Genomic DNA, 20,714 nt, shown 5'->3' with positions numbered 1-20,714 from the left:
CTATTTTTAGTTTTTATTTAACTATTCCACTTAATTTATCATTTAAAATTTGGAATACATTACTTATTGTTTCTTTTGGTACCTTACTAAATTGATCTCCAAGACTGATCTCACAATAACAGCTATTTTCGTCAATCGGTCTTAGATTACCTGTTATTCCAATATTAGTTTCCTCATAAACGTCAATTAATATTGATTTCACATTTTCGATTGGCGCTTCAAAATGTACATGGAACATATTAGACACAGGAATCGAGGGTAAAGTTGACGTAGCTTTACATTCATTAAATAACCTAGCAAGCTCAATTGCATTTTCATAGTAAGTAGCCATTTTATGAATTCGCTTGTCGAAATAATAATCAGCAGTAATGATATACGGATACAAACTGATTAAATCGCCTCCATGGCGTCTTTTCCAAATCTTAGACTCTTCAATAAAGTCCTGATCTCCAGCAAGTATAGCCCCTGCTAGTCCACCAATTCCTTTATAAAAAGACACATAAACACTATCAAACAACTGACAAACTTCAGCTGCTGTCTTTTGATAGTATGGCAGAATTTCAAACAGTCTTGCGCCATCTAATTGCAGCTTAATTCCTTTCTCACGACAATATGTAGAGATCGATTCTAATACTTCAAAATCTGGCAATTGCCCACCAATTTCGCGTTGAGGTAATTCAATTAGTAAGCATGAAATATCTTCTTCTAATGATAAAACATCCTCTAACTCAATTAGCCTATTTTTATCCGCCAATAATATCGGCTCAATGCGATGTAATTCTTTTAATCCATCTTCCTCATGTATCTCCAAGTGACTCAGTGGATGATACGCAACTTTATGTATCCCATTTCGATCACACCATATTCTTAACGCTATTTGCTGAGCCATCGTACCACTCGGAAAAAATACCGCTGCATCTTTCCCTAAATAGGTAGCCATCTTTTCCTGAAAATCTTCAATGACTTTACCATTTCCATATACATCGCTTTCGTAATCTTCGTCATAACTACTTAGCGCCTCTTTTAACACCTGAAAATTTCTCGGTCCATGTCCAACTAATTGGTATTTTGTACGTTTAAAAGCTTCTAAAAATGCATTCTTTTCAGTCATAGTAACTCTCCCTTTCATCTTGGGGAAACTAATTCTTTCCTACATATACGATTCTCCAATTTGATTACGAATTCCTTGCATTCAAACAACTAATATACTAAGTGATAAACCAAAAACCTTTCATTTTGATTGCGTTCATATAATCCCGGAATAATTATTTCTTTCTTCAATTCAAACGCAGTCTGGTATTCTAAAAAATAAATATATTCATCAGAGACATAATATAACACTACTTCAATTTCTCTTCTTTGCTTCTCTACTGATAACAATATATTTTTAATAATTTTCATGAAAATTTGTATGGAAAAAGGATTAAAAAAGTAAAAATGATTTTCTAGAGGTTGTATTTCATAATTCTCTGCCAAACAATGATAGAACTGAATTTTCTCATCATCTTTCTTTACATAACGTTTCTTATTTTGGATTGCCTCCAAATAAAATGTCTCATTCATTTCGATCCCAATAACTGACGAATTGAATAAGTAATGAATATAAAAATTTAATCGTCCCTTTCCACAACCGAAATCAACAATGCGATCGGTGCTCTTTAGTTCATACTGTTTGAATAAGATTTCTAGCGCAACATAAGGCGTAGGTTCATAACGATGATAATGCAAAGATTCATTAAACCCAACTTGCTCGCCTTCAGTTTTAATATTTAGTAATTCATCATAATACTTTTCTTTCATTTATTTCCTACCATCCAATTTCTTAAAATCTCTCTCTTTAAATCATAAAGGTTTTTAAGAAACTATCAAAGAGGAAAGAAAAAAAAGCGTGTTCATTAAACACGCTTTTTGAGATAGAAAAGAATTATACTTTTAAACAGTTTGTAACTGCTTGTCTTTTACAGGTATTAATTTAAAATTACTACCGGCTCTAATATAAGATAATAATTGTAAATCCTCGTCTATGATTTTACCCACTACATTAACTTTCGGATCGCTCGGTAAATTGGTAAGTGCAATTTGCATTTCACCAGCATATCTACCATAAAGTTCATTGTCGATCGTTATTGATCCTCGTACTCGGTCAATTGTATTGTTAGGCAATAATTTTACATGACCAAATCTACCGTACAATCTAGATTCCATTGATCGAATTACGTCTCTAGCTGGGTCTTCTCGGTTCGTGTGAATTTCCTCTATACTTTTTAGAAATGTTTGATCTGATAGATCAGGTTTATAACGTAACGGAATATAATCCTTTGCTAAAGCTAGGTTTTCCATTGTTTCTTTCGTTAAACTTATATCTCCAACGAGGACTTTATCGACATAGCAAGATTTAATTAATTCCAAATAGGCATGTAGTTGGATCATTTCACGATGTTTCTCCAATGTTGGTAAGCCTTTATAAAGAGGACCTCTTTTTTCACCATCACCAGGAATAAAAGCCATAGTTGTAATACCACATTTTTTTAACCAACGGTTTTTCTCTATTAGATAACGCTTTGACAATCCTGTTTCTGGTCTAGGATAAAAATTATGCCACGCTTCCACATTTTCCGTACACAAATCATTTTGTAGTAATGTCTCTAAAAATTCCTCGGTAATAGTACTAGCATTTAATGCTACTTTCATTTTATTAGAAAGCTCCGAAATTTGTTTTTCTGATAAACCGTAATCAACTCTTAAACCAGCAACGCCCCAATTGACAAGTTCTGTAACAGAGGAGTAGTTTAAACCTAAGTACGATAAGGATTTAGGAGAAATATCTGCAATTAGTTCCATTTGATGATCCTTAGCTTGTTGACCAAGTAGTTGTAAAAGCTCTTTATAAGTTGAAGGGTCGTCTTCTGGAATATGAAGCGAAGTGAAAATAGATTGAAATCCACTTGCTTTTGCTGACTGGATCAATTGAAGATTCTTTTCTATATGTTCTTTCGATAAATAGATTGAAATTCCAAGCATAGGTCATCTTCCTTTCTATTAAAAAAAGGAGGTTTCGAAAAACCTCCTTTTTTTGTTACAAGTTATCTGCCATTTCTTCTTTGAAACCGAACAAGTATGTGAAAATGAAACCAAAAGTGTATGCAATAACAATTCCAATAAAGTATAAGATATATTTATTATCTGCAATTAATGGAAGTAATGATAATCCTGATACACCTATACCTACTGAAGCTGTTTTCATTACAGCCTGGAATGCTCCACCAACTGCTGCACCAAGACAAGCAGTTAAGAATGGTCTTCCTAATGGTAATGTTACCCCATATAGTAGTGGCTCGCCGATTCCTAAAAATCCAACTGGCAACGCACCTTTTATCACATTTTTTAAATTTTTATTTTTTGTTTTCACAAAAATCGCTATTGCTGCACCTACTTGACCAGCACCAGCCATCGCTAAAATAGGAAGAATCGGAGTTACACCCATTGTATTAATAAATTCCATATGAATCGGTGTTAAACCATGATGTAGGCCAACCATTACTAATGGTAAGAATGTTCCTGCCAACACAGCTCCTGCTAAAGGTCCACCAATATCTAAAACACTGTTAATGCCACTTGTAATGCCATCTGATAAAATACCTGCTACTGGTTGAATTGCATATAAAGTTAATAATCCAACAATTAAAATTGTAATTAAAGGTGTTACAATAATATCAATTGCATTTGGTACAATTTTACGAACACGCTTTTCAATAACCGTCATTAGCCATGCTGCAAACATGACAGCAAACAAACCGCCTCGCCCAGGAATTAATGCTTCACCAAATATTTTAATTTCAGCTAGACCTGGATTAATAATTAATATCCCAGCGATTGCACCAAGTACTGGTGTACCACCAAATTCCTTTGCAGTATTTAGACCGACTAAAATACCTAAATATGCAAAGATACCACTACCAATCAATAAAAGGATCTGCATCCAAGTTTGAGTTGGATCAACTCCTGCATTTTTAGCAAAGTTTGCAATTCCATTGATGATCCCAGAAGCTATTAAACCTGGAATTAGTGGAATGAAAATGCTTCCAATTTTACGTAGTATATTTTTAATTGGTGTATTATTTTTACCATTAATTTCTGATTTTTTCTGTTCAGCAAGTCCATCGAACTTATTGTCTTCAGCAACTTCTCCAATTTTCAAACCGGTCTCTTTACTCATTTCATCCGCAACTTTATTTACAGTTCCAGGACCGACTACAATTTGTAAAGTATCATCCTCAATTACACCCATTACGCCATTAATCTTCTTAAGTAATGGGATATTTACTTTTTGGTCGTCCCTAAGTGTTAATCTTAAACGAGTCATACAATGAGCAACACTTTTAATATTATCTTTACCACCGATTTGCTCAGCTATTTCTTTAGCTAAACGTTGTTCTTTGTTCATAAGTTCCCCTCCAGTTTCTTTATTTTTCTATTTACTAAACCGTTAAAGTTTTTCGTACAAAACCATCTGCTTCATTTAATTTATCTAAAGCATCGTCATAATTACATTGAACTAAAATCATAACGATTGCAGCTTTCACATTTTTATTTGCTTGTTCATAGTATTTGGATGCAGTTTCATAATCGACATCTGTAGCTTCCATAATAATTCGCTTTGAACGTTCAATTAGTTTAATATTTGTTGATTGCATATCAACCATTAGGTTTTTATATACTTTACCAATCCCAATCATTGAAGCAGTAGAAATCATATTTAACACTAATTTTTGTGAAGTTCCCGCTTTTAATCGTGTTGATCCTGTTAAAATTTCAGGACCAGGCACTACTTCAATGCTAACTTCTGCAAATTTACTAATTTCTGAATTTTTATTACAAGCTACACTACCTGTACTTGCTCCAACTTCTTTTGCATACTTTAAACCACCAATTACATATGGTGTCCTACCACTTGCTGCAATTCCAATAACGATATCTTTATCATCTAAGGAAATCTCTTTAAGATCATTTACAGCGAAGTCTTCGCGATCCTCTGCACCTTCGACAGCAACCGTGAACGCTTTCAAACCACCTGCAATTAATCCTTGAACCATTTCTGTATCTGTTCCAAATGTTGGTGGACATTCAACAGCATCCAATATACCTAATCGGCCACTTGTTCCAGCTCCGATATAAATTAATCTTCCTCCTTTTTTAAAAGATTCGATTACTTTTAAAACAAGACTTTCAATATTTTCTATTTCATTTCTTACAGCCGTTGGTACACTATGATCTTCCTCATTCATTGCAGTAAGAATTTGTTTTGTTGTCATCTCATCTAAATTAGATGTCTTATGATTCCTTTTCTCAGTTGATAAATTCTCTAACATCAAATCACCTTTCTTTCAAGAAAATGAAATTTCATTTCACACTTTTATTCTATTACTTTGAAATTAAATGTCAATACTAATCATACATATTATGAAATTTTATTTCATTCCCATGTTTAATATACCTAAACCTCCTAATCTAGGATGCTCATTTTTTAGCATGGCATGCGGTGAATCAGACTGATTCTCTTAGTTTTAGTACTTTGTCTACAAACAAAAATAAAGAACTGTCATCACAACAGTTCTTTATTTTTGTTTCATATATTTTTTTTATAGTGACCAGTTAATAAGTAACCCTGCTTGAGCCAACCCACCACCAAAACCATATAATAATACTTTATCTCCGTTTTGAAGTTTTCCTTCAACAACCCCTTGATCTAGTGATAATGGAATTGTAGCTGATGATGTATTTCCGTAGTCCACTAAGCTGTACAAGGTACGTTCAATTGGAAAATCACTTCTTTCACATATTGATTCGATCATTCTTAAATTCGCACTATGTGGTACAAACCAATCTACTTCGTTTAGCGAAACAGCAGCATTCTCAACCACTTTAGTCATTCCTTTTGGCACTGAAGTAACCGCCCATTTATATACTTCGCGACCATTTTGTACGATTTTATGACTATTGATTAACTCTTCTTCAAACATTTGATTCGATAAGTTTGTGCAATACAAGTGTTTACCTTTATCTCCTTCAGAACCAATATGTGAAGAAATAAAACTCGGATTTTCTTCATCGTATTCTACTAGAACTGCTCCTGCACCATCTCCAAATAAAATACATGTAGTTCGATCTTCATAATCGGTAATTTTAGATAAAGTTTCTGCACCTACCACAAGAATTTTCTTATTTAATCCCGAAGTTACTAACCCATTTGCAATATACAATCCATAAGTAAATCCTGCACATGCGGCATTTAGGTCAATAGCTCCCGCATTCTTAATACCTAGTTTAGCTTGGATTAATGATGCTACGCTTGGTGTATTAAAATCTGGCGTTAATGTACAAACGATAATCATATCAACATCTTCCACTGTTTGATCATATCGTTCCATTAAATTAGTTACCGCCTTATAGCTTATATCACTAGTAAATTCATCTCGATCTGCGATTCTACGTTCTTTTATTCCAGTTCGTTTTACAATCCATTCATCATTTGTTTCTACTATTTTTTCCAGATCATAGTTCGTAAGTTTCTTTTCTGGGACATACGAACCTATGGCAGTAATTCTAGCTTTTGATGTTAACATAGATTAGTCACCTCACTGATTTTTTTTGTTTCACTTATTATAACACCAAATACTAGTAGTAGGTACTAATTTAATTGTAAAAATTTTTACATAAATTTTCTATTTTTTTATAACTATCAATATTACCAATCATTACGTAATGAAAACTCGACTGCATTTTCTGCATGAATTTTCGTTGTATCATACACAGGGACACGACAATTCTCTTGAGAAATAAGAAGTGTAATTTCAGTACACCCTAGAATTACTGCTTCTGCACCTTGATCGATCAGCTTATCAATAATTTGTAAATAAGCTTGCTTAGATTTTTCTTTAATGATCCCTAAACAAAGTTCCTCATAAATAATGTCATGAATGATTTTACTATCTTCTGGTGTAGGAACGATTACTTCAAGTCCAAATTGTTCAATCAGTCTACCTTTATAGAAATCCTGCTCCATTGTAAAAGCAGTACCTAGCAAAGCAACTTTTTTTCTTCCATCATTTACAATTAGTTTTGCTGTGGCATCTGCAATATGTAGTAGAGGAATAGAAATTGCAGCTTCTATTTCTTCAGCCATTTTGTGCATAGTATTTGTACAAATGACAATACAATCCGCTCCGCTAATTTCGAGTTTACGCGCAATCTCTATCATAATTTCTGTAGCTTCTGTCCACTTTCCTTCATGTTGAAGAATCTTAATTTCTTCAAAGTCAACTGAGTACAACAAACTCTTTGCAGAATGATGTCCACCTAGCTTTTCTTTTACAGTTTGATTGATTATTTGATAATAAAGCAAAGATGATTCCCAGCTCATTCCTCCGATTAAACCAATTGTTTTCATAGGGGTTGCTCCTTCTCATACTTCTTTATTTATTATTTTCATTATTCGATTTCTATTAAAAAATAACCTCTAACTTTTTATCGTTAGAGGTCGTCTTTTTATATACTATCGTCTCAATGTGTTTGCTTCTTCGCTAGATTCATGAAGTTTGCTAGAAACCTTATTCCCAATTTGATTAAAGCTAATGATATATAAAGAATCAATAATGTTTAATTGAGCCGTTCTAGAAGCAATGCTTCCAATTCGAATGGCTTGCTCCATATCCGGTGTGCACAACTTAATATCTGCTTCTTTAAATAATGGAGATTTTCCCAACTTTGTTATGGCTAAAACCGTAGCTCCTTTTTTCTTAGCGAAGCGTGATAGTTCAAGTACATCTTTCGTTTGACCAGAGTTAGATATAGCAATAAATACATCTCCTTCTTCGAGATGTCCAACCAATGATAACATCATATGAAAGTCTAGATTCATCGCCGAAAAGTATCCTAATTTGGTGAATTTATATGCACCGTCCATCGCAGAAACTGCGGAGCCTCCTACACCATAAAATAAGACTTTCTTTGCTTTTACGATGACGTCTGACGCTTTTTCTAGTTCTCTCTTATCAAGAGTTGAGACTGTAGTCTCGATTGCAGCTTTATTTACATATGTAACCTTATTAAATAAATCATATGGAGAATCTTTTTTTTCCATAACAGAAAAATCGTTAATATTCATTTCAGCTACTGTTAAATCACGTACTAAGGCTAGTTTAAAAGCTTTAAAGCTTCCGATGCCGATTGTTTTACAAAACCTTACTACGCTCGCTTCACTTGAACCCGTATTGTTAGAAATATCTTTTGTTGTCAAATTTGGAACCATCTCAGCATGTTCCATGATATATATAGCAATTTTTTTTTCTGCTTGTGTAAACCGATCCATATGATTTTCAATTTTTGATAAAATTGTTAAATGCCTCATTTAAGTACACCTTTCTCTTCATTCCAACTTATTTACTATTATGAACCAAAATTTCCTAAAATCATAATAATTTATGAAATAAGATTTCAAAATATTAACATATGGATTTATCGTTTCATTCTTGCTACCCTAAATAGATGTATTGTTTGAGTAAGTAATTGTCAAAAAATTCCTACAAATGAATTTGTGTTTTAGCTCTTTTTTTTGTTAAAATAGAAATGAGTTTGTTGGAAATGATTAACATTCTAATTACTAAGGAGAGATTGACATGCCAATCGAAGTTTATCTTAATTTTAATGGAAATACACGTGATGCTGTAGAATTTTATGCTGAAGTTTTTGAAACAGACACTCCACAAATCATGACTTTTGGAGAAGCACCACAAAATCCAGACTATCCTCTACCAGAAGAGTCTAAAAATTTAGTAATGCATGCAAGACTTGATCTTAACGGTAGCAGAGTAATGTTCTCTGATACGTTCCCCGGCAGACCTTTTGTTGAAGGAAACAATATAAACCTTTCTTTCCAAAGTAATAACGTTGAGGAAATCCAAGCTGTCTATAATAAATTAAAAGAAGGTGGACAAGTTGGTATGGAGCTTCAAGAAACATTTTGGAGCAAATGCTACGGTAGCCTAACAGACAAATTTGGCATCCACTGGATGTTTAACCACGATAACGGCGAAGAAATGTAATAACATACATAAAAAGGATATGGGACCTTTCTTTTAGAAAAGTTCCATATCCTTTTATATTTAATATTAAAACTCAATGCTTTCTAAGTATAAACCACCTGGATCCGCTAAACTGCTTACTGAACCACGATCTTTTGAATGAATCATTCCACTAATTTCTTTAGCATCTCTTTTCCCAAGACCAACTTCAATCAGTGTACCAACAATTTTTCTGACCATATTGTATAGAAATCCATCTCCGCTAACTCTAATTTGAAGAAATCCATCTACTTTTTCAATTTCAATTGAATAAATGTTACGTACCATAGACTTTTTCTTAGATTTGGCATTCGAAAAAGCAGTAAAATCATGTTCACCTAAAAATTGTTTCGCCGCTATCTCCATTTTGCTAATATCCAAAGTCTCTTCAACATGCATACTGAATCTTCGCATAAATGGGTTTGAATAATCCTCGTTCCAAATCTTATATAAATAGGTTTTGGCTTTAGAATTATATCGTGCATGAAATCGTTCTCCCTCAATTGATACATCAATTACACTTATATCTTGGGGTAAGTACCGATTTAAGTACTGTTTCATTTCTAACACAGGAATGTTTTCACCTATTTTAAAATTAGCAATCTGAGCAAATGCATGTACGCCTGCATCTGTTCTACTGCAACCGATTATTTCAATCGGTCTACCGATCATTTCTGATAATACGTTTTCTATTTTCCCTTGAATTGTGCTCTCTCCACTACCTAGTCTTTGCCAACCTTTATATCTTCCACCATCATATTGAATGACTAATTTATAATTGTTCATTTATTTCTCCTTATCCTATTACAATATATATTCTACCATTGTTTCAATTTCACATTATAGTAATACATCGAACTCAATTTACTTTCTACATCTTAACCAATGAACTAAATCGGCTTGTACTTTCATGTTAATCTTACCCGAGTTTTTATGAATCAAACCTTATCTATTCTATCTTAATAAAGTATTTTTTTATAGACCACTTTTTAGTTATTCAAAATCGATACTTAAATTTATCATACTTTTATCAATTCCACGTCGCAAATGTAGCTTACCTAGAATACTAATAATGAATATAACTGTATTAAATAATACCGGGGTGATTAAAATCGGTTTACTAAGAAAAGGGCTCAAACAAGCTAACACAAATCAAAGAAACGATGAAAATGACAAACTCCGTTCAAAACTCGAAAAGCAAATTGTTGCTGCAGAATGGCTTAGAGTTATTGCACAAGTTTTAGAAACGACGAGCACAGAACAGCTATTTGCTCTAGATGAAGCTCCAAATTCTCAAGCTGAATTTGAAGGTAAAAATGAAATTTTGTCTGGACTTTTAATTGGTACGATTGGACAGTTTGCAAGTGCGATTGGGGTCACTAAAGAATTATTCGCGACTGACCCAAATAGAATCATCAATATACACAAGAATTTGCTTCTTGCAGATAATATACAATTGTTTGGTAGTATTCTTGAGATATTAGGATCCGCAAAGGTTATTGATGATGAAATTCAGGATGCAGCTGACATGACTTTTATTCCTCCTGAATAACCGAGACCAAAATATAAAAATTTGGTCTTTTTTATGTGTAAAGAATGATTAATAATCCTCTCCCTTATTGTGGATAAACAACCGACCCTCCTCGCTCGTATCTCACTCTAGGTCACTCGTCACAATGAAAAAGATGATCCTTAATGTAGGAAGGATCATCTTTTTTGTTTTTTTCGTCTAATTGTTTAACAGATTTCCAATCTAGATGCCCTATACTTATAGCAGGCGAAGAACCACCTTGGGGTATTAGCGCAATTTAAGTCTGCAAATCAGTTAACTATTACTGACTTCAATCATTCCCACTATATGGACGATCAAGATCAAATAGCTTACGATATCTATCTTCATTCAAATAAAGCTCATTATGTGTTCCATTCATCATTATTTTGCCTTTGTCTAAGAACAAAATATTATCTGCCATTTCTGCACCGATTAAATGATGGGTGATCCAAAGAACTGTCTTACCTTCTAACACATGAAAAATAGTATTGAGTAATTTTCTTTCTGTAATTGAATCTAATCCAACAGTTGGTTCATCCAATATGACAACTGGCGTATTTTGAAGTAAGATTCTTGCTAAGGCGATTCGTTGTCGTTCACCTCCCGAAAACCTCATTCCAGTTTCGTGCATTGGCGTATCATATCCATGTGGAAGGGATTCTATATAATCATGAAGCTCTACCATTTTAGCCACTCTTCTTACTTCTTCATTACTAGCTTTTGGATTCCCTAACCGTATATTGTTCAATACTGTTGTATCAAATAAATACGGGTTTTGATTAAGTACTGACACAACCTTGGCTATGTTTTCTCCATATAAATCACTCTTTATTTCATTAAGTGTAACGCTTCCCTCATTTGGTACTTCTACACCTTCAATTAGTTTTAAAATGGTTGATTTTCCTGAGCCACTCGGGCCTAATAATGCTGTTTTTGTATTTGGTTCCAATTTAAATGAGATCTGATGTAAGATACTTTCTCCCTCAAGATATTCAAAGCTAACATCCTCAAACAATATATTTACTTGTTCACTCATTTCCCCGGTAAACGCTAGTGAAGTAGATTCTATTTGATTTTCCTCAATACTCTCTAAACGATTAATTGAGTCATTGTATATAGTCATACTTGCAACTGAATTAGATAATGGAATAAATGCCTCAGTTAAAGGAAAAAGAACTAAAACGAATGCAGCGATTAAAGTTCTTGGCATATCTCCAACATGACTCTCATTTCCGACCCAATATAACATTAGTAAAACAAGGATCCCTACTATCATTTGAGCTAATAAATCTCGTTTTCTTCTAAAAGCTTTTTCTTGTAATTGAAGCTTTCTTAATACTTCATCACCATACTCAAATTCTCGAATGTATTTTGATTGAAGGCCACTAAACATCCAATCACTAATCCCCATTACAGCATCGGTAAGACTTTTGTATAGAGTGTTCTTTTCACTTTTAATCTTTTGCGTTCTAGCTTTTTCCACTAGTAACGAAATAAAGGGAAGTATCACGATTAATACAAATGACACAAAACCTATTAATATTGCAAATGGAATGGAGAAAAAGCCTAGAGCAATTATCGAAATTGCATAAATAAACAGTGCAGCCATTCCTGGAAATATTGTCTTTAAATAAATGTCCTGTAAATATTCTATATCATCGGCTAATATCCCTAAAATATCACCTGTTTTAAACTTTGATTTAATCTTAAGTGCAGAAGGTTCAAGAACACTAAATAATCTTGTTCTCATTCGAGATAAAATTTTTAAAATTGTATGATGCCCAATTAATCTTTCAATATATTTTGATACTGACCTTAAAATACCAAATGTTCGGACCGCAACAATTGGAACATATATCATTAGAATATTTTCTGGTTTCGTTGCCGCTTTTGAAATTAAAAAGCCTGACATAAACATAAGGGCAGCAGCCGAAAAAACAGTTACTGCGCTGATGACGATTACCACCAAAAATAAGCGCCGATTTTCTTTTATATATGGTAATACCCAACCATTTTTATTAAACATTCATTTTCCCTTCTAACTAGTAATTAAGTGACAGTAGTGCCCATTTTTAGTCATTAATTCTTTATGTGTACCAACTTCTACTAAATTACCTTCTTTCATAACTAGTATCAGATCCATATCCTTCATCCAATGAAGTCTATGTGTTGCTAAGAAGACTAATTTATTTTCAAACAAAGTAAGCATTGTTTTTTTTAACTCAAACTCTGTTTCAATATCAAGATGACTTGTGGGTTCATCTAGAAGTAGGATTTGCCTCTTTTCTAGAAATGCCCTCGCTAGCGCTATACGCTGGTTTTGACCACCGCTTAAACTCCTTCCACCTTCTCCAATTTTCTCTTCTAAACCGTTAGGTAATTCGTTTAATAATGATGATAAACCAGCCTCTTCACATGCTTTTATTACTTCTTCCATTGACGCATTCGGTTGATAAAAACGAATATTTTCGCTTAAAGTTTTAGAAAAAATATAGGGGTGTTGTGGAATATATAGTAATTGTTTTTGCCAATCTTTTAATTGCAGGTGTGAAAAGTCTTTACCTGAAATATTTATCTCGCCTTTTGAAGGTTCTAGAAATCCACCAATCAAATCAATAAGAGTCGATTTGCCCGAACCACTTTCACCTACAATTCCTATTTTCTGAAAGCCATTAAAACTCACGTTTATATCTTTCAATACGACTGGAGTATCTTTATCAATTTCTACCGTAATATCTTTTAATTTAAGAAAACTATGACTTTTCCAATCTTCAATCGTTGTATCTATAGAATCAGTAAATTCATGTTCCTCTAAAACAGCTTGCATCGCTTTACCTGCTTCTTGACCATTCAGAGTTGCATGATAATCCGTTCCTACTTCACGTACAGGTAAAAAATATTCAGGTGCAAGAATTAAAATTGTTAGTGCTGGACTAAAAAGTATTTCACCTTCAATTAATCGCAACCCTAAAAATACTGCAACTGTAGCAATTGAAAGCATCGTAAAAAGGTCGAGCGCAAATGACGATAAAAAAGCAACTTTTAAAGTGCTCATGGTAGCTTTACGATAACGCTCACTCACATGATCAATTTGATGAATATGATTACGACTAATCCCTAAATATTTTAAAGTCTCTAGTCCTCTTAATGAGTCAGTAAAATGGTTCGATAAAAGTCGATATACCTTCCATTGTTTATCTGCTTTCTTCTTGGCGGCTAAGCCTAGTAAGATCATAAATACAATTAGTATTGGAAAAGTAACGATTAAAATAATGGCGGAAAGTTTATCAACAAAGAAAATATATAATACAACCAGTGGCGTAATAATTGCTAGGTTAATCATTTTAGCAGGAACAATCTCTAAATATTGTTTTAATTGAACTGATCCTTCCATTATTAATGTAACTATATTTCCAGTCCCATTTTTTTTAGTAAATCTAGGGCCGAGCTTAAAAAGCTTATCAAGAACTTTCATTTTTAATTCACTGACAGCAAGATCAGCAAAACGTTCAGAATACTTTTGTTTTATTGAATTGATAATATAACGACATATAAAAGCGATAATGAAGAAAATAGTAGCGTAAAATATTTCGCTACTACTTTTCCCATTAAATAAACCGACAATTGCTTTTGAAAGCATATATGCTTGAACGATTATGGCCGTCCCTTGTACAACGGTTAACACAACTAATAGAATGAGTAATTTCGACATTCCATTATACTTAAGCAAATTTTTTCCCATTAATATGTCAAATCCTTCTCGTCTACACGTTTTCTAAACACATAGTAACTCCAAATCTGGTATCCGAGTACAAATGGTAATAATGTACACGAAACGATTGTCATAACTTTTAATGAATACGGACCCGAAGATGCATTGTAAACAGTTAAATCATATGCATTTTTTATTGAACTCACCATCACTCTTGGAAACAATGCAGTAAATAAAGTACTAATTGTTAATGCAATACCTAAACCTGTCATTGCAAATGACCAACCATCTCTCTGTTTAGAGATAAAAAATGCCGCAAGTACATATGCTACAACGATGCATAAAATTAGTGGTAATGTAATATGAGCTCTAACTGTAAATAAATCAGTCTCGAAATATGATAAAACAGTAAATATGATTAATGAAATAAGTACAGGTACGATTAATTTCCTAGCAAATGCTCGTGCACGAGACCTTAGATCTCCCACCGTTTTTAACGTTAAGAACAACACACCATGAAGTAAACATAATAGTGTAACTGTTACACCGCCAACTACTGAATAAGTATTTACATAATCTGAAAAGCTAGCAGTTATATTCATATTTTTATCAATTGGCATTCCGCGTAGTATACTTGTAAATAAAACGCCAAATAAGAATGGTGGTAATAAACTTCCTAAAAAAATGACCCAATCCCATGTTTTTGCCCACTTAGGACTGTCAACCTTCCCTCTAAATTCAAATGCGACGCCACGACCAATTAATGCCATCAATACGAATACAAATGGAATATAGTACCCGCTAAACATTGTCGCATACCAGTGTGGAAAAGCTGCAAAAATTGCACCACCTGCAGTTAATAACCATACCTCATTCGCATCCCAAAACGGACCGATTGTATTAATTAAGATTCTTCTCTCTGTATCATTTTTAGCAAGTAACTTTGTAGATATACCTACACCAAAATCGAAGCCCTCTAAGAAAAAGAAGCCTATAAATAATATTGATACAAGTAAAAACCATAATTCATTCAGTTCAATCATAGGATTGAAGCCTCCCTTGCAAATGGATCAACGTTTGATTCATTATCTTTTACACCGTGATCCGTTCCTTTCTTTATTTCCTTAACAAAGAGGTAAACTAAAACCGCTGCTAAAATTGCATACATTGTTGTAAATGTTGTTAAGGAGAAAATTAATGAACCTTTTGTAACATTAGGTGAAACAGAAGCAGAAGTTGTCATTAATCCAAAGACTGTCCATGGTTGTCGTCCTACTTCCGTCATAATCCAACCAGCTGAGTTAGCAATAAACGGTAAAGATATTAAAAATATTGTTGCCTTTAGGAAGTAATTCTTTGACTCTAACTTCTTACGGTAGCTATACATTAAGCCCAAGCATGACATCAGAATCATTACCATACCTGCTCCAGCCATAATTCTAAAGCTCCAGAATGTCGTATTAACAGGCGGAATATAGTTACCTGGACCATATAATTTCTCATATTCGGCCTGCAATGTATTCATCCCAGGTACTTTACCTTCAAATTTTTCATAAGCAAGATAACTCAATAAGTAAGGAACCTCAACTTCAAACTTATTTTCTTTATTTTTCGAATCGATTAATCCAAAAACCATCCAACCTGCTGGATCTCCACTATCTTCCCATAGACCTTCACTTGCGGCCATTTTCATTGGTTGAGACTCCATTAGATGCTTAGCCTGTGAGTGACCACTAAACGCTATACCAATACCAGCAACTAAAGCAACGATCATTCCAAGGTTAAATGCCTTTTTAAATAATTCAGTTTCTTGTTTTTTTAAAATTTTATATGCACTAACACCTGCAACAAATAATGAACCTGTAGCTAAGGCACCAGCAATAGTATGTGGAAACTCAACTATAAGTTGAGGATTTGTAATGAGTGCAAAGAAATCATTCATTTCTGCACGACCGTTATTAATCGTAAAACCTACAGGTTCTTGCATAAATGAGTTTGCCGCCAATATCCAAAACGCAGACATCAACGTACCAAAAAATACTAACCAAATGCACATTAAATGTACTTTCTTATGAAGACGATCCCATCCAAATATCCAAATCCCTAGAAATGTCGATTCCATAAAAAATGCTAAAAGTGCTTCAATTGCTAAAGGTGCACCAAAAACATCACCTACAAAACGTGAATACTCAGACCAATTCATGCCAAACTGGAATTCTTGAATAATACCTGTCACTACACCTACAGCAAAGTTAATTAAAAATAAGTGCCCAAAGAATTTTGTTAATTTTTTATAAGTTTCATTTTTACGATAAACATATAATGTCTCTAGACATGCAACCATAAATGCTAAACCTATTGAAAGTGGTACAAATAAAAAGTGAAAAACCGTAGTCGAACCAAACTGCAATCGTGCAAGTTCTAACACGCTCACAATACTTCCTCCTTTATTATGAAACTTTTTCACAAAGTATCATAAGTTTAACTAAAATAATTAGAACAACGTTAGAGCAAATCAACTTCAATTTAGATCCTTTAACCATTTATGTTCTTATCTATAGTTTACTTCTGATATTTCGTCTTGCCTCAAGATAATATGTCTACTTTTTGTCAGTTCGTTGTCTATTTTGTGACATTCTTCACAAATTTGTTGATATTTATAAATTTCCATATTGCTTAGCAATTAATCAACTAAACTTACATATAGTTTTTACTTGTACCCAATGTTGCTGAATCTTTTAAAAACATAAAAAGAACCATTCCACGATATGCGAAATGGTCTTTTATTCAGTTACTTTAAATTGATAAACTCCAATTTAGAAGAAATCCATCCATTTTCTTCTTAATGTGCTGCTTTACTTTTAAATCTACCTCCTCTTACTTCAGCAATATCCGCAATTGCTAAAAATGCAGTTGGATCAATATCATCGACTAGATCCTTTATTTCTGCTTCTTCTAGTCGTGTGACAACACAAAAGATTACTTTTGTATCATCCCTTGAAAAAGCTCCTTCACCATTAATATATGTAACACCACGACCTAATCTTGATAGTATCGCTTCACCTATCTCAATACTTTTGTCGCTAATAATCCAAACAGATTTTGATTGTTCTAAACCATCTACGACAATATCAATCGTTTTAAATGCAATAACATAGGCTAAAATTGAATACATTGCTCTATCCCATGTAAAAACATAACCTGCTGTTCCTAAAATAAATAGGTTGAAGATTAATATAATTTGACCGACTGAAAAGGGAATCTTTTGATTAATGATGATAGCCAGTATTTCAATTCCATCTAAGGCTCCACCATATCGAATTGCCAGTCCAACTCCAATACCAAGAATAATTCCTCCAAAAATTGTTGCAAGTAGTATATCGTCTGTAAATGGAGGTACAGGATGAAATCTTGACGTAAAATACGATAATACAATGATTCCGAAAATAGTTGAAAACGCAAAGGTTTTTCCTATTTGCTTATAACCTAAATAGAAAAAAGGAATATTTAAAACAAATATAAAAATTCCTAATGGTAAACCTGTTAGATTTGAAATCATAATAGAAATTCCTGTAATACCTCCATCAATAACGTCATTAGGTACTAAAAAAATTTCTAATGCCACTGCTACGAGAATTGCCCCAACACACATTGCGATTGCATTCTTTAAAATCTTTACTTTTTTTGATTTTCGATTTGTAGGATTTATTTCTGTCATATACAGTTCCGTCCTGAGTATTTTTTTCTTTTCCAAATAAAACATATAGTTAATGTTCTCAAAAGTTCTCATTTTATTCTTTTCTAATTCTTAATCAATCAAAGTCTCTTATAAAACTTCATTATGATATTAAAAAAAAAAAAAAGGTTCTGTTAAAAAAGAAGAATGTTGATTTCCATTCCAGGTACTTCGCTTTCCATGGGGTGCGACCTGAGCCTTCTCGGCAAGCCTCCGGGGTCTCAAGTTTCCCGCATCTCCCATAGGAGTCTTCGCACCTTCCATTCCAATTACTCTCTTCCGGCTATTCTCTTTTCATACTCTTAATATATTTAGCTAAAATCAACAATTAATATAAATAGAGCCTAAAAAAAGAAAAACCTTAGTTAAGTTCTAAGGTTTTTCTATCTTATTAATCAAAGTTTTCTATGACATTATTAAGTTTTTTAATTTGTTCCTCAACAGCTGTATTTGCATTAATAAAGACTTGGTAGGTGTCGTTACCCCTTATGCCAACAAATTCATAACAAAGTATTTCTTGGTTTAACTTGTTTAATATGATGGCTTTTCTTTCCTCCATTATTTTCATATTAGAATTCACGCTTTTACGTGCTTCCTCAATCGAAATTTTAGGTTCTGGAATTTTTCTTTTCGTGTACGCTGCTAAATAGTTTTTAGCTGAAAATCCAACAATACTTCCATCATCTAACGCAATCTTCATTGTAATTAATTCCGGATAGATTCTAACACCATTAATATTTGAAACATACGTAAAAACACCGATTGTGTCATACTGTGAACTTTGGAAAAGCTCCATATTTGGATATTTATTTCTCTCTAAAAACTTCAATCCATTTAGAGAAGCTTTATTTAAATCAATTTTTTGCTTTCCTATTTCACGATTACTAATCACCCAAAGTGGATAGCCACCTTTTTCCGTAATATCCATATAAATTTCATTTTTCTGTTTTGGATCAGTAATTTCTAAACTATAATAATGATCCTTTAGCTTTTCTCCGGTACGACTAACTTTTATTTTCTCCGAACCATTCAATTCAAGAAACTTCCTTGCAATTTCTTTAGCTTGGCTTTTCGTAATATTTTCACCTTTTACATTCGCAAGATTATTGCGATTCACTTTGAAATTTGTAAGAGCCGGGTCCATATTTGCATCCGAGTACGAAGCAACGCTACTTTCTACTGATTTAAATCCGTCAATTATGGCATTATTTTTTGGATTTTGTTCTTTTGCGTATGCAAGCTCTACATCCATCCATCTTAATTTATCTTCAAAGACCAAATGCTGTACTTTTCTTAACTCACCTTGAATTTCAGCTGAATTTTCGTATAGCCTTTGAAGTGTATCATACTCTTTTTCACTTAATGGCTCCTTATCAAGGTCACGAACAGCAGTCCGATAACTAAAATCACCAATATTACTTAAAAACTCTTCTGTTTTATTAATAGGTAATAATCTTAAAGGAAGTTGTCCTACATTTGAATGTGCTTGTGATGTGAGACCCCAAACTTCTACTAATGCAGGAGACAATGATGTTTTTGACTTCATTGCTAAAGTGTCACCAATCTTATCATGAAGTAAATCTACTTCATAAGTTAGTTCATGAAATGCTCGTTGATAATTATTTTCTGCCTGAATCTTAACGGCTCTTTTTTCATTGTGCTCTGAATAACCCCAAAAAGCTGTTCCAATTAGACCAATTGATAGCACACCAATTAATATTCCTTTCAACATAGAACCTACCTCCTATCTACAAAAAATATGATTACCGATTGTTTTAATTTGTGGGCGACTCCAAATCCAAGCACTTGTTGCAGTTTTAGGATTAAAGTAATAAAGTGCATTATCACTTGGATCCCATCCATTTACTGCATCTAATACAGCTTTCTTAGCAGTTTCATTTGGCGTTAAATAGATTTGACCGTCTGCTACTGCAGTGAACGCACCTGGTTCAAAAATTACACCTGATACTGTGTTAGGGAAAGCTGAATTTCCAACTCGGTTTAATATGACCGCGGCTACTGCAACTTGCCCAATATATGGCTCCCCTCGAGATTCCCCATAAACTGCATTTGCCATTAACTGGATATCATTTTGTGAATACCCACTTGGTACGTTTGAACCAGCACTCGTGCCAGTTTTTTCATATTTTGTTGCTTTCACTAGCATTGCCTTTGTCTTCGCACCAGCAATCCCATCTACTGGTAGTCCAAAGTTATTTTGAAAGTTTCTTAGAGCCCAGTATGTGTTATAACCAAAAACACCATCTACTTTACTTGTATAATAGCCGTTATATTTTAGTCGTGATTGAAGTTCAATTACGTCTTCACCAACTGCGCCCATTTGGATTACTTGATTTGAAAAAGCACTTACCTTTACGATTTGATCATTGTCTAAAAAAAACAAAACGAAAATAATGAAATAAATCAACGGACCTTTTAAAAAAAATTGTTTCCGCATTTTATCCTCCTTAAAATTATGAGTCTATGTAAAAGTATTTTTTTCAAAACATTACCAATTTATGTAATTACCTTATAAAGCTTTTGATTTTTCGGTGGAATTTAAAAAAAACAATACAAAAAAAAGACCTCAATTTG

Annotated in this window: 18 protein-coding genes; 2 read left to right on the top strand and 16 right to left on the bottom strand. The window is 33.3% G+C overall.

Translation table 11 applies throughout. From position 1 onward, the window contains the following. Nucleotides 1-13 precede the first annotated feature (13 nt). From CAB05_RS17595 to CAB05_RS17560, 8 genes are all read right to left on the bottom strand, one after another. Complete coding sequence (locus CAB05_RS17595; RefSeq protein WP_088002263.1) at nucleotides 14-1,111, bottom strand: threonine aldolase family protein; 1,098 nt, start codon at nucleotides 1,109-1,111, stop codon at nucleotides 14-16. An 89-nt stretch (nucleotides 1,112-1,200) separates the two neighbouring features. Then, nucleotides 1,201-1,800 (bottom strand): methyltransferase, encoded by a 600-nt coding sequence (locus CAB05_RS17590; RefSeq protein WP_088002260.1) that lies wholly within the window; start codon nucleotides 1,798-1,800, stop codon nucleotides 1,201-1,203. A gap of 132 nt (nucleotides 1,801-1,932) precedes the next feature. After that, complete coding sequence (locus tag CAB05_RS17585; RefSeq protein WP_088002258.1) at nucleotides 1,933-3,021, bottom strand: DUF871 domain-containing protein; 1,089 nt, start codon at nucleotides 3,019-3,021, stop codon at nucleotides 1,933-1,935. A 55-nt stretch (nucleotides 3,022-3,076) separates the two neighbouring features. Continuing rightward, nucleotides 3,077-4,444 (bottom strand): PTS transporter subunit EIIC, encoded by a 1,368-nt coding sequence (locus CAB05_RS17580; protein ID WP_088002256.1) that lies wholly within the window; start codon nucleotides 4,442-4,444, stop codon nucleotides 3,077-3,079. 34 nt (nucleotides 4,445-4,478) lie between these two features. Beyond that, a complete protein-coding gene (gene murQ / locus CAB05_RS17575) occupies nucleotides 4,479-5,369 on the bottom strand; it encodes an N-acetylmuramic acid 6-phosphate etherase (RefSeq protein ID WP_088002254.1) in 891 nt (296 codons plus the stop codon). Nucleotides 5,370-5,639: 270 nt separating this feature from the next. After that, nucleotides 5,640-6,623, bottom strand: coding sequence for a ketoacyl-ACP synthase III (locus tag CAB05_RS17570; protein ID WP_088002252.1), 984 nt, complete (start codon nucleotides 6,621-6,623; stop codon nucleotides 5,640-5,642). A 122-nt stretch (nucleotides 6,624-6,745) separates the two neighbouring features. Continuing rightward, the gene (locus tag CAB05_RS17565) at nucleotides 6,746-7,447 is read right to left on the bottom strand and encodes an aspartate/glutamate racemase family protein (protein WP_088002250.1); all 702 of its coding nucleotides are present in this window, start codon (nucleotides 7,445-7,447) and stop codon (nucleotides 6,746-6,748) included. A gap of 105 nt (nucleotides 7,448-7,552) precedes the next feature. Continuing rightward, entirely contained in the window at nucleotides 7,553-8,407 is an 855-nt protein-coding gene (locus tag CAB05_RS17560) for a MurR/RpiR family transcriptional regulator (protein WP_088002248.1), read from the bottom strand. Between the two features lie 268 nt (nucleotides 8,408-8,675). Here CAB05_RS17560 and CAB05_RS17555 point away from each other — a divergent pair, with 268 nt between their 5' ends. Then, complete coding sequence (locus tag CAB05_RS17555; RefSeq protein WP_088002246.1) at nucleotides 8,676-9,101, top strand: VOC family protein; 426 nt, start codon at nucleotides 8,676-8,678, stop codon at nucleotides 9,099-9,101. Between the two features lie 66 nt (nucleotides 9,102-9,167). On the opposite strand, the gene truA is transcribed toward CAB05_RS17555, so the two are convergent. Continuing rightward, a complete protein-coding gene (truA, locus tag CAB05_RS17550; protein ID WP_088002244.1) occupies nucleotides 9,168-9,905 on the bottom strand; it encodes a tRNA pseudouridine(38-40) synthase TruA in 738 nt (245 codons plus the stop codon). Nucleotides 9,906-10,191: 286 nt separating this feature from the next. Between truA and CAB05_RS17545 the strand changes: the two genes are divergently transcribed. Continuing rightward, entirely contained in the window at nucleotides 10,192-10,671 is a 480-nt protein-coding gene (locus CAB05_RS17545) for a hypothetical protein (RefSeq protein WP_088002242.1), read from the top strand. Between the two features lie 289 nt (nucleotides 10,672-10,960). Here the strand turns inward: CAB05_RS17545 and cydC are convergent, their stop codons facing one another. The 7 genes from cydC to sleB form a co-directional block, all read right to left on the bottom strand. After that, nucleotides 10,961-12,697 (bottom strand): thiol reductant ABC exporter subunit CydC, encoded by a 1,737-nt coding sequence (cydC, locus tag CAB05_RS17540; protein WP_088002240.1) that lies wholly within the window; start codon nucleotides 12,695-12,697, stop codon nucleotides 10,961-10,963. Nucleotides 12,698-12,709: 12 nt separating this feature from the next. Further along, a complete protein-coding gene (gene cydD / locus CAB05_RS17535; protein WP_088002238.1) occupies nucleotides 12,710-14,413 on the bottom strand; it encodes a thiol reductant ABC exporter subunit CydD in 1,704 nt (567 codons plus the stop codon). Then, nucleotides 14,413-15,426, bottom strand: a complete 1,014-nt coding sequence (gene cydB / locus CAB05_RS17530; RefSeq protein WP_088002236.1) for a cytochrome d ubiquinol oxidase subunit II — start codon at nucleotides 15,424-15,426, stop codon at nucleotides 14,413-14,415. The genes cydD and cydB overlap by 1 nt, the downstream gene beginning before the upstream one ends. Further along, nucleotides 15,423-16,817, bottom strand: a complete 1,395-nt coding sequence (locus tag CAB05_RS17525; protein WP_088002233.1) for a cytochrome ubiquinol oxidase subunit I — start codon at nucleotides 16,815-16,817, stop codon at nucleotides 15,423-15,425. The genes cydB and CAB05_RS17525 overlap by 4 nt, the downstream gene beginning before the upstream one ends. A gap of 408 nt (nucleotides 16,818-17,225) precedes the next feature. Then, the gene (locus CAB05_RS17520; RefSeq protein ID WP_088002231.1) at nucleotides 17,226-18,101 is read right to left on the bottom strand and encodes a YitT family protein; all 876 of its coding nucleotides are present in this window, start codon (nucleotides 18,099-18,101) and stop codon (nucleotides 17,226-17,228) included. A gap of 409 nt (nucleotides 18,102-18,510) precedes the next feature. Further along, nucleotides 18,511-19,851 carry a germination protein YpeB gene (gene ypeB, locus CAB05_RS17515; protein ID WP_088002229.1) on the bottom strand — a complete coding sequence of 447 codons (1,341 nt, stop codon included), beginning with the start codon at nucleotides 19,849-19,851 and terminating at the stop codon, nucleotides 18,511-18,513. A 12-nt stretch (nucleotides 19,852-19,863) separates the two neighbouring features. Then, nucleotides 19,864-20,577: a spore cortex-lytic enzyme gene (sleB, locus tag CAB05_RS17510; protein WP_088002227.1), complete on the bottom strand. Its 714-nt coding sequence runs from the start codon at nucleotides 20,575-20,577 to the stop codon at nucleotides 19,864-19,866. Between the last annotated feature and the right edge of the window lie 137 nt (nucleotides 20,578-20,714).

This window comes from Gottfriedia solisilvae, from assembly GCF_002128405.1.
GTDB lineage: Bacteria > Bacillota > Bacilli > Bacillales > Bacillaceae_G > Gottfriedia > Gottfriedia solisilvae.
Note: the sequence above shows the minus strand (reverse complement) of the source record. Positions and strands in the feature narration are given on the sequence as shown.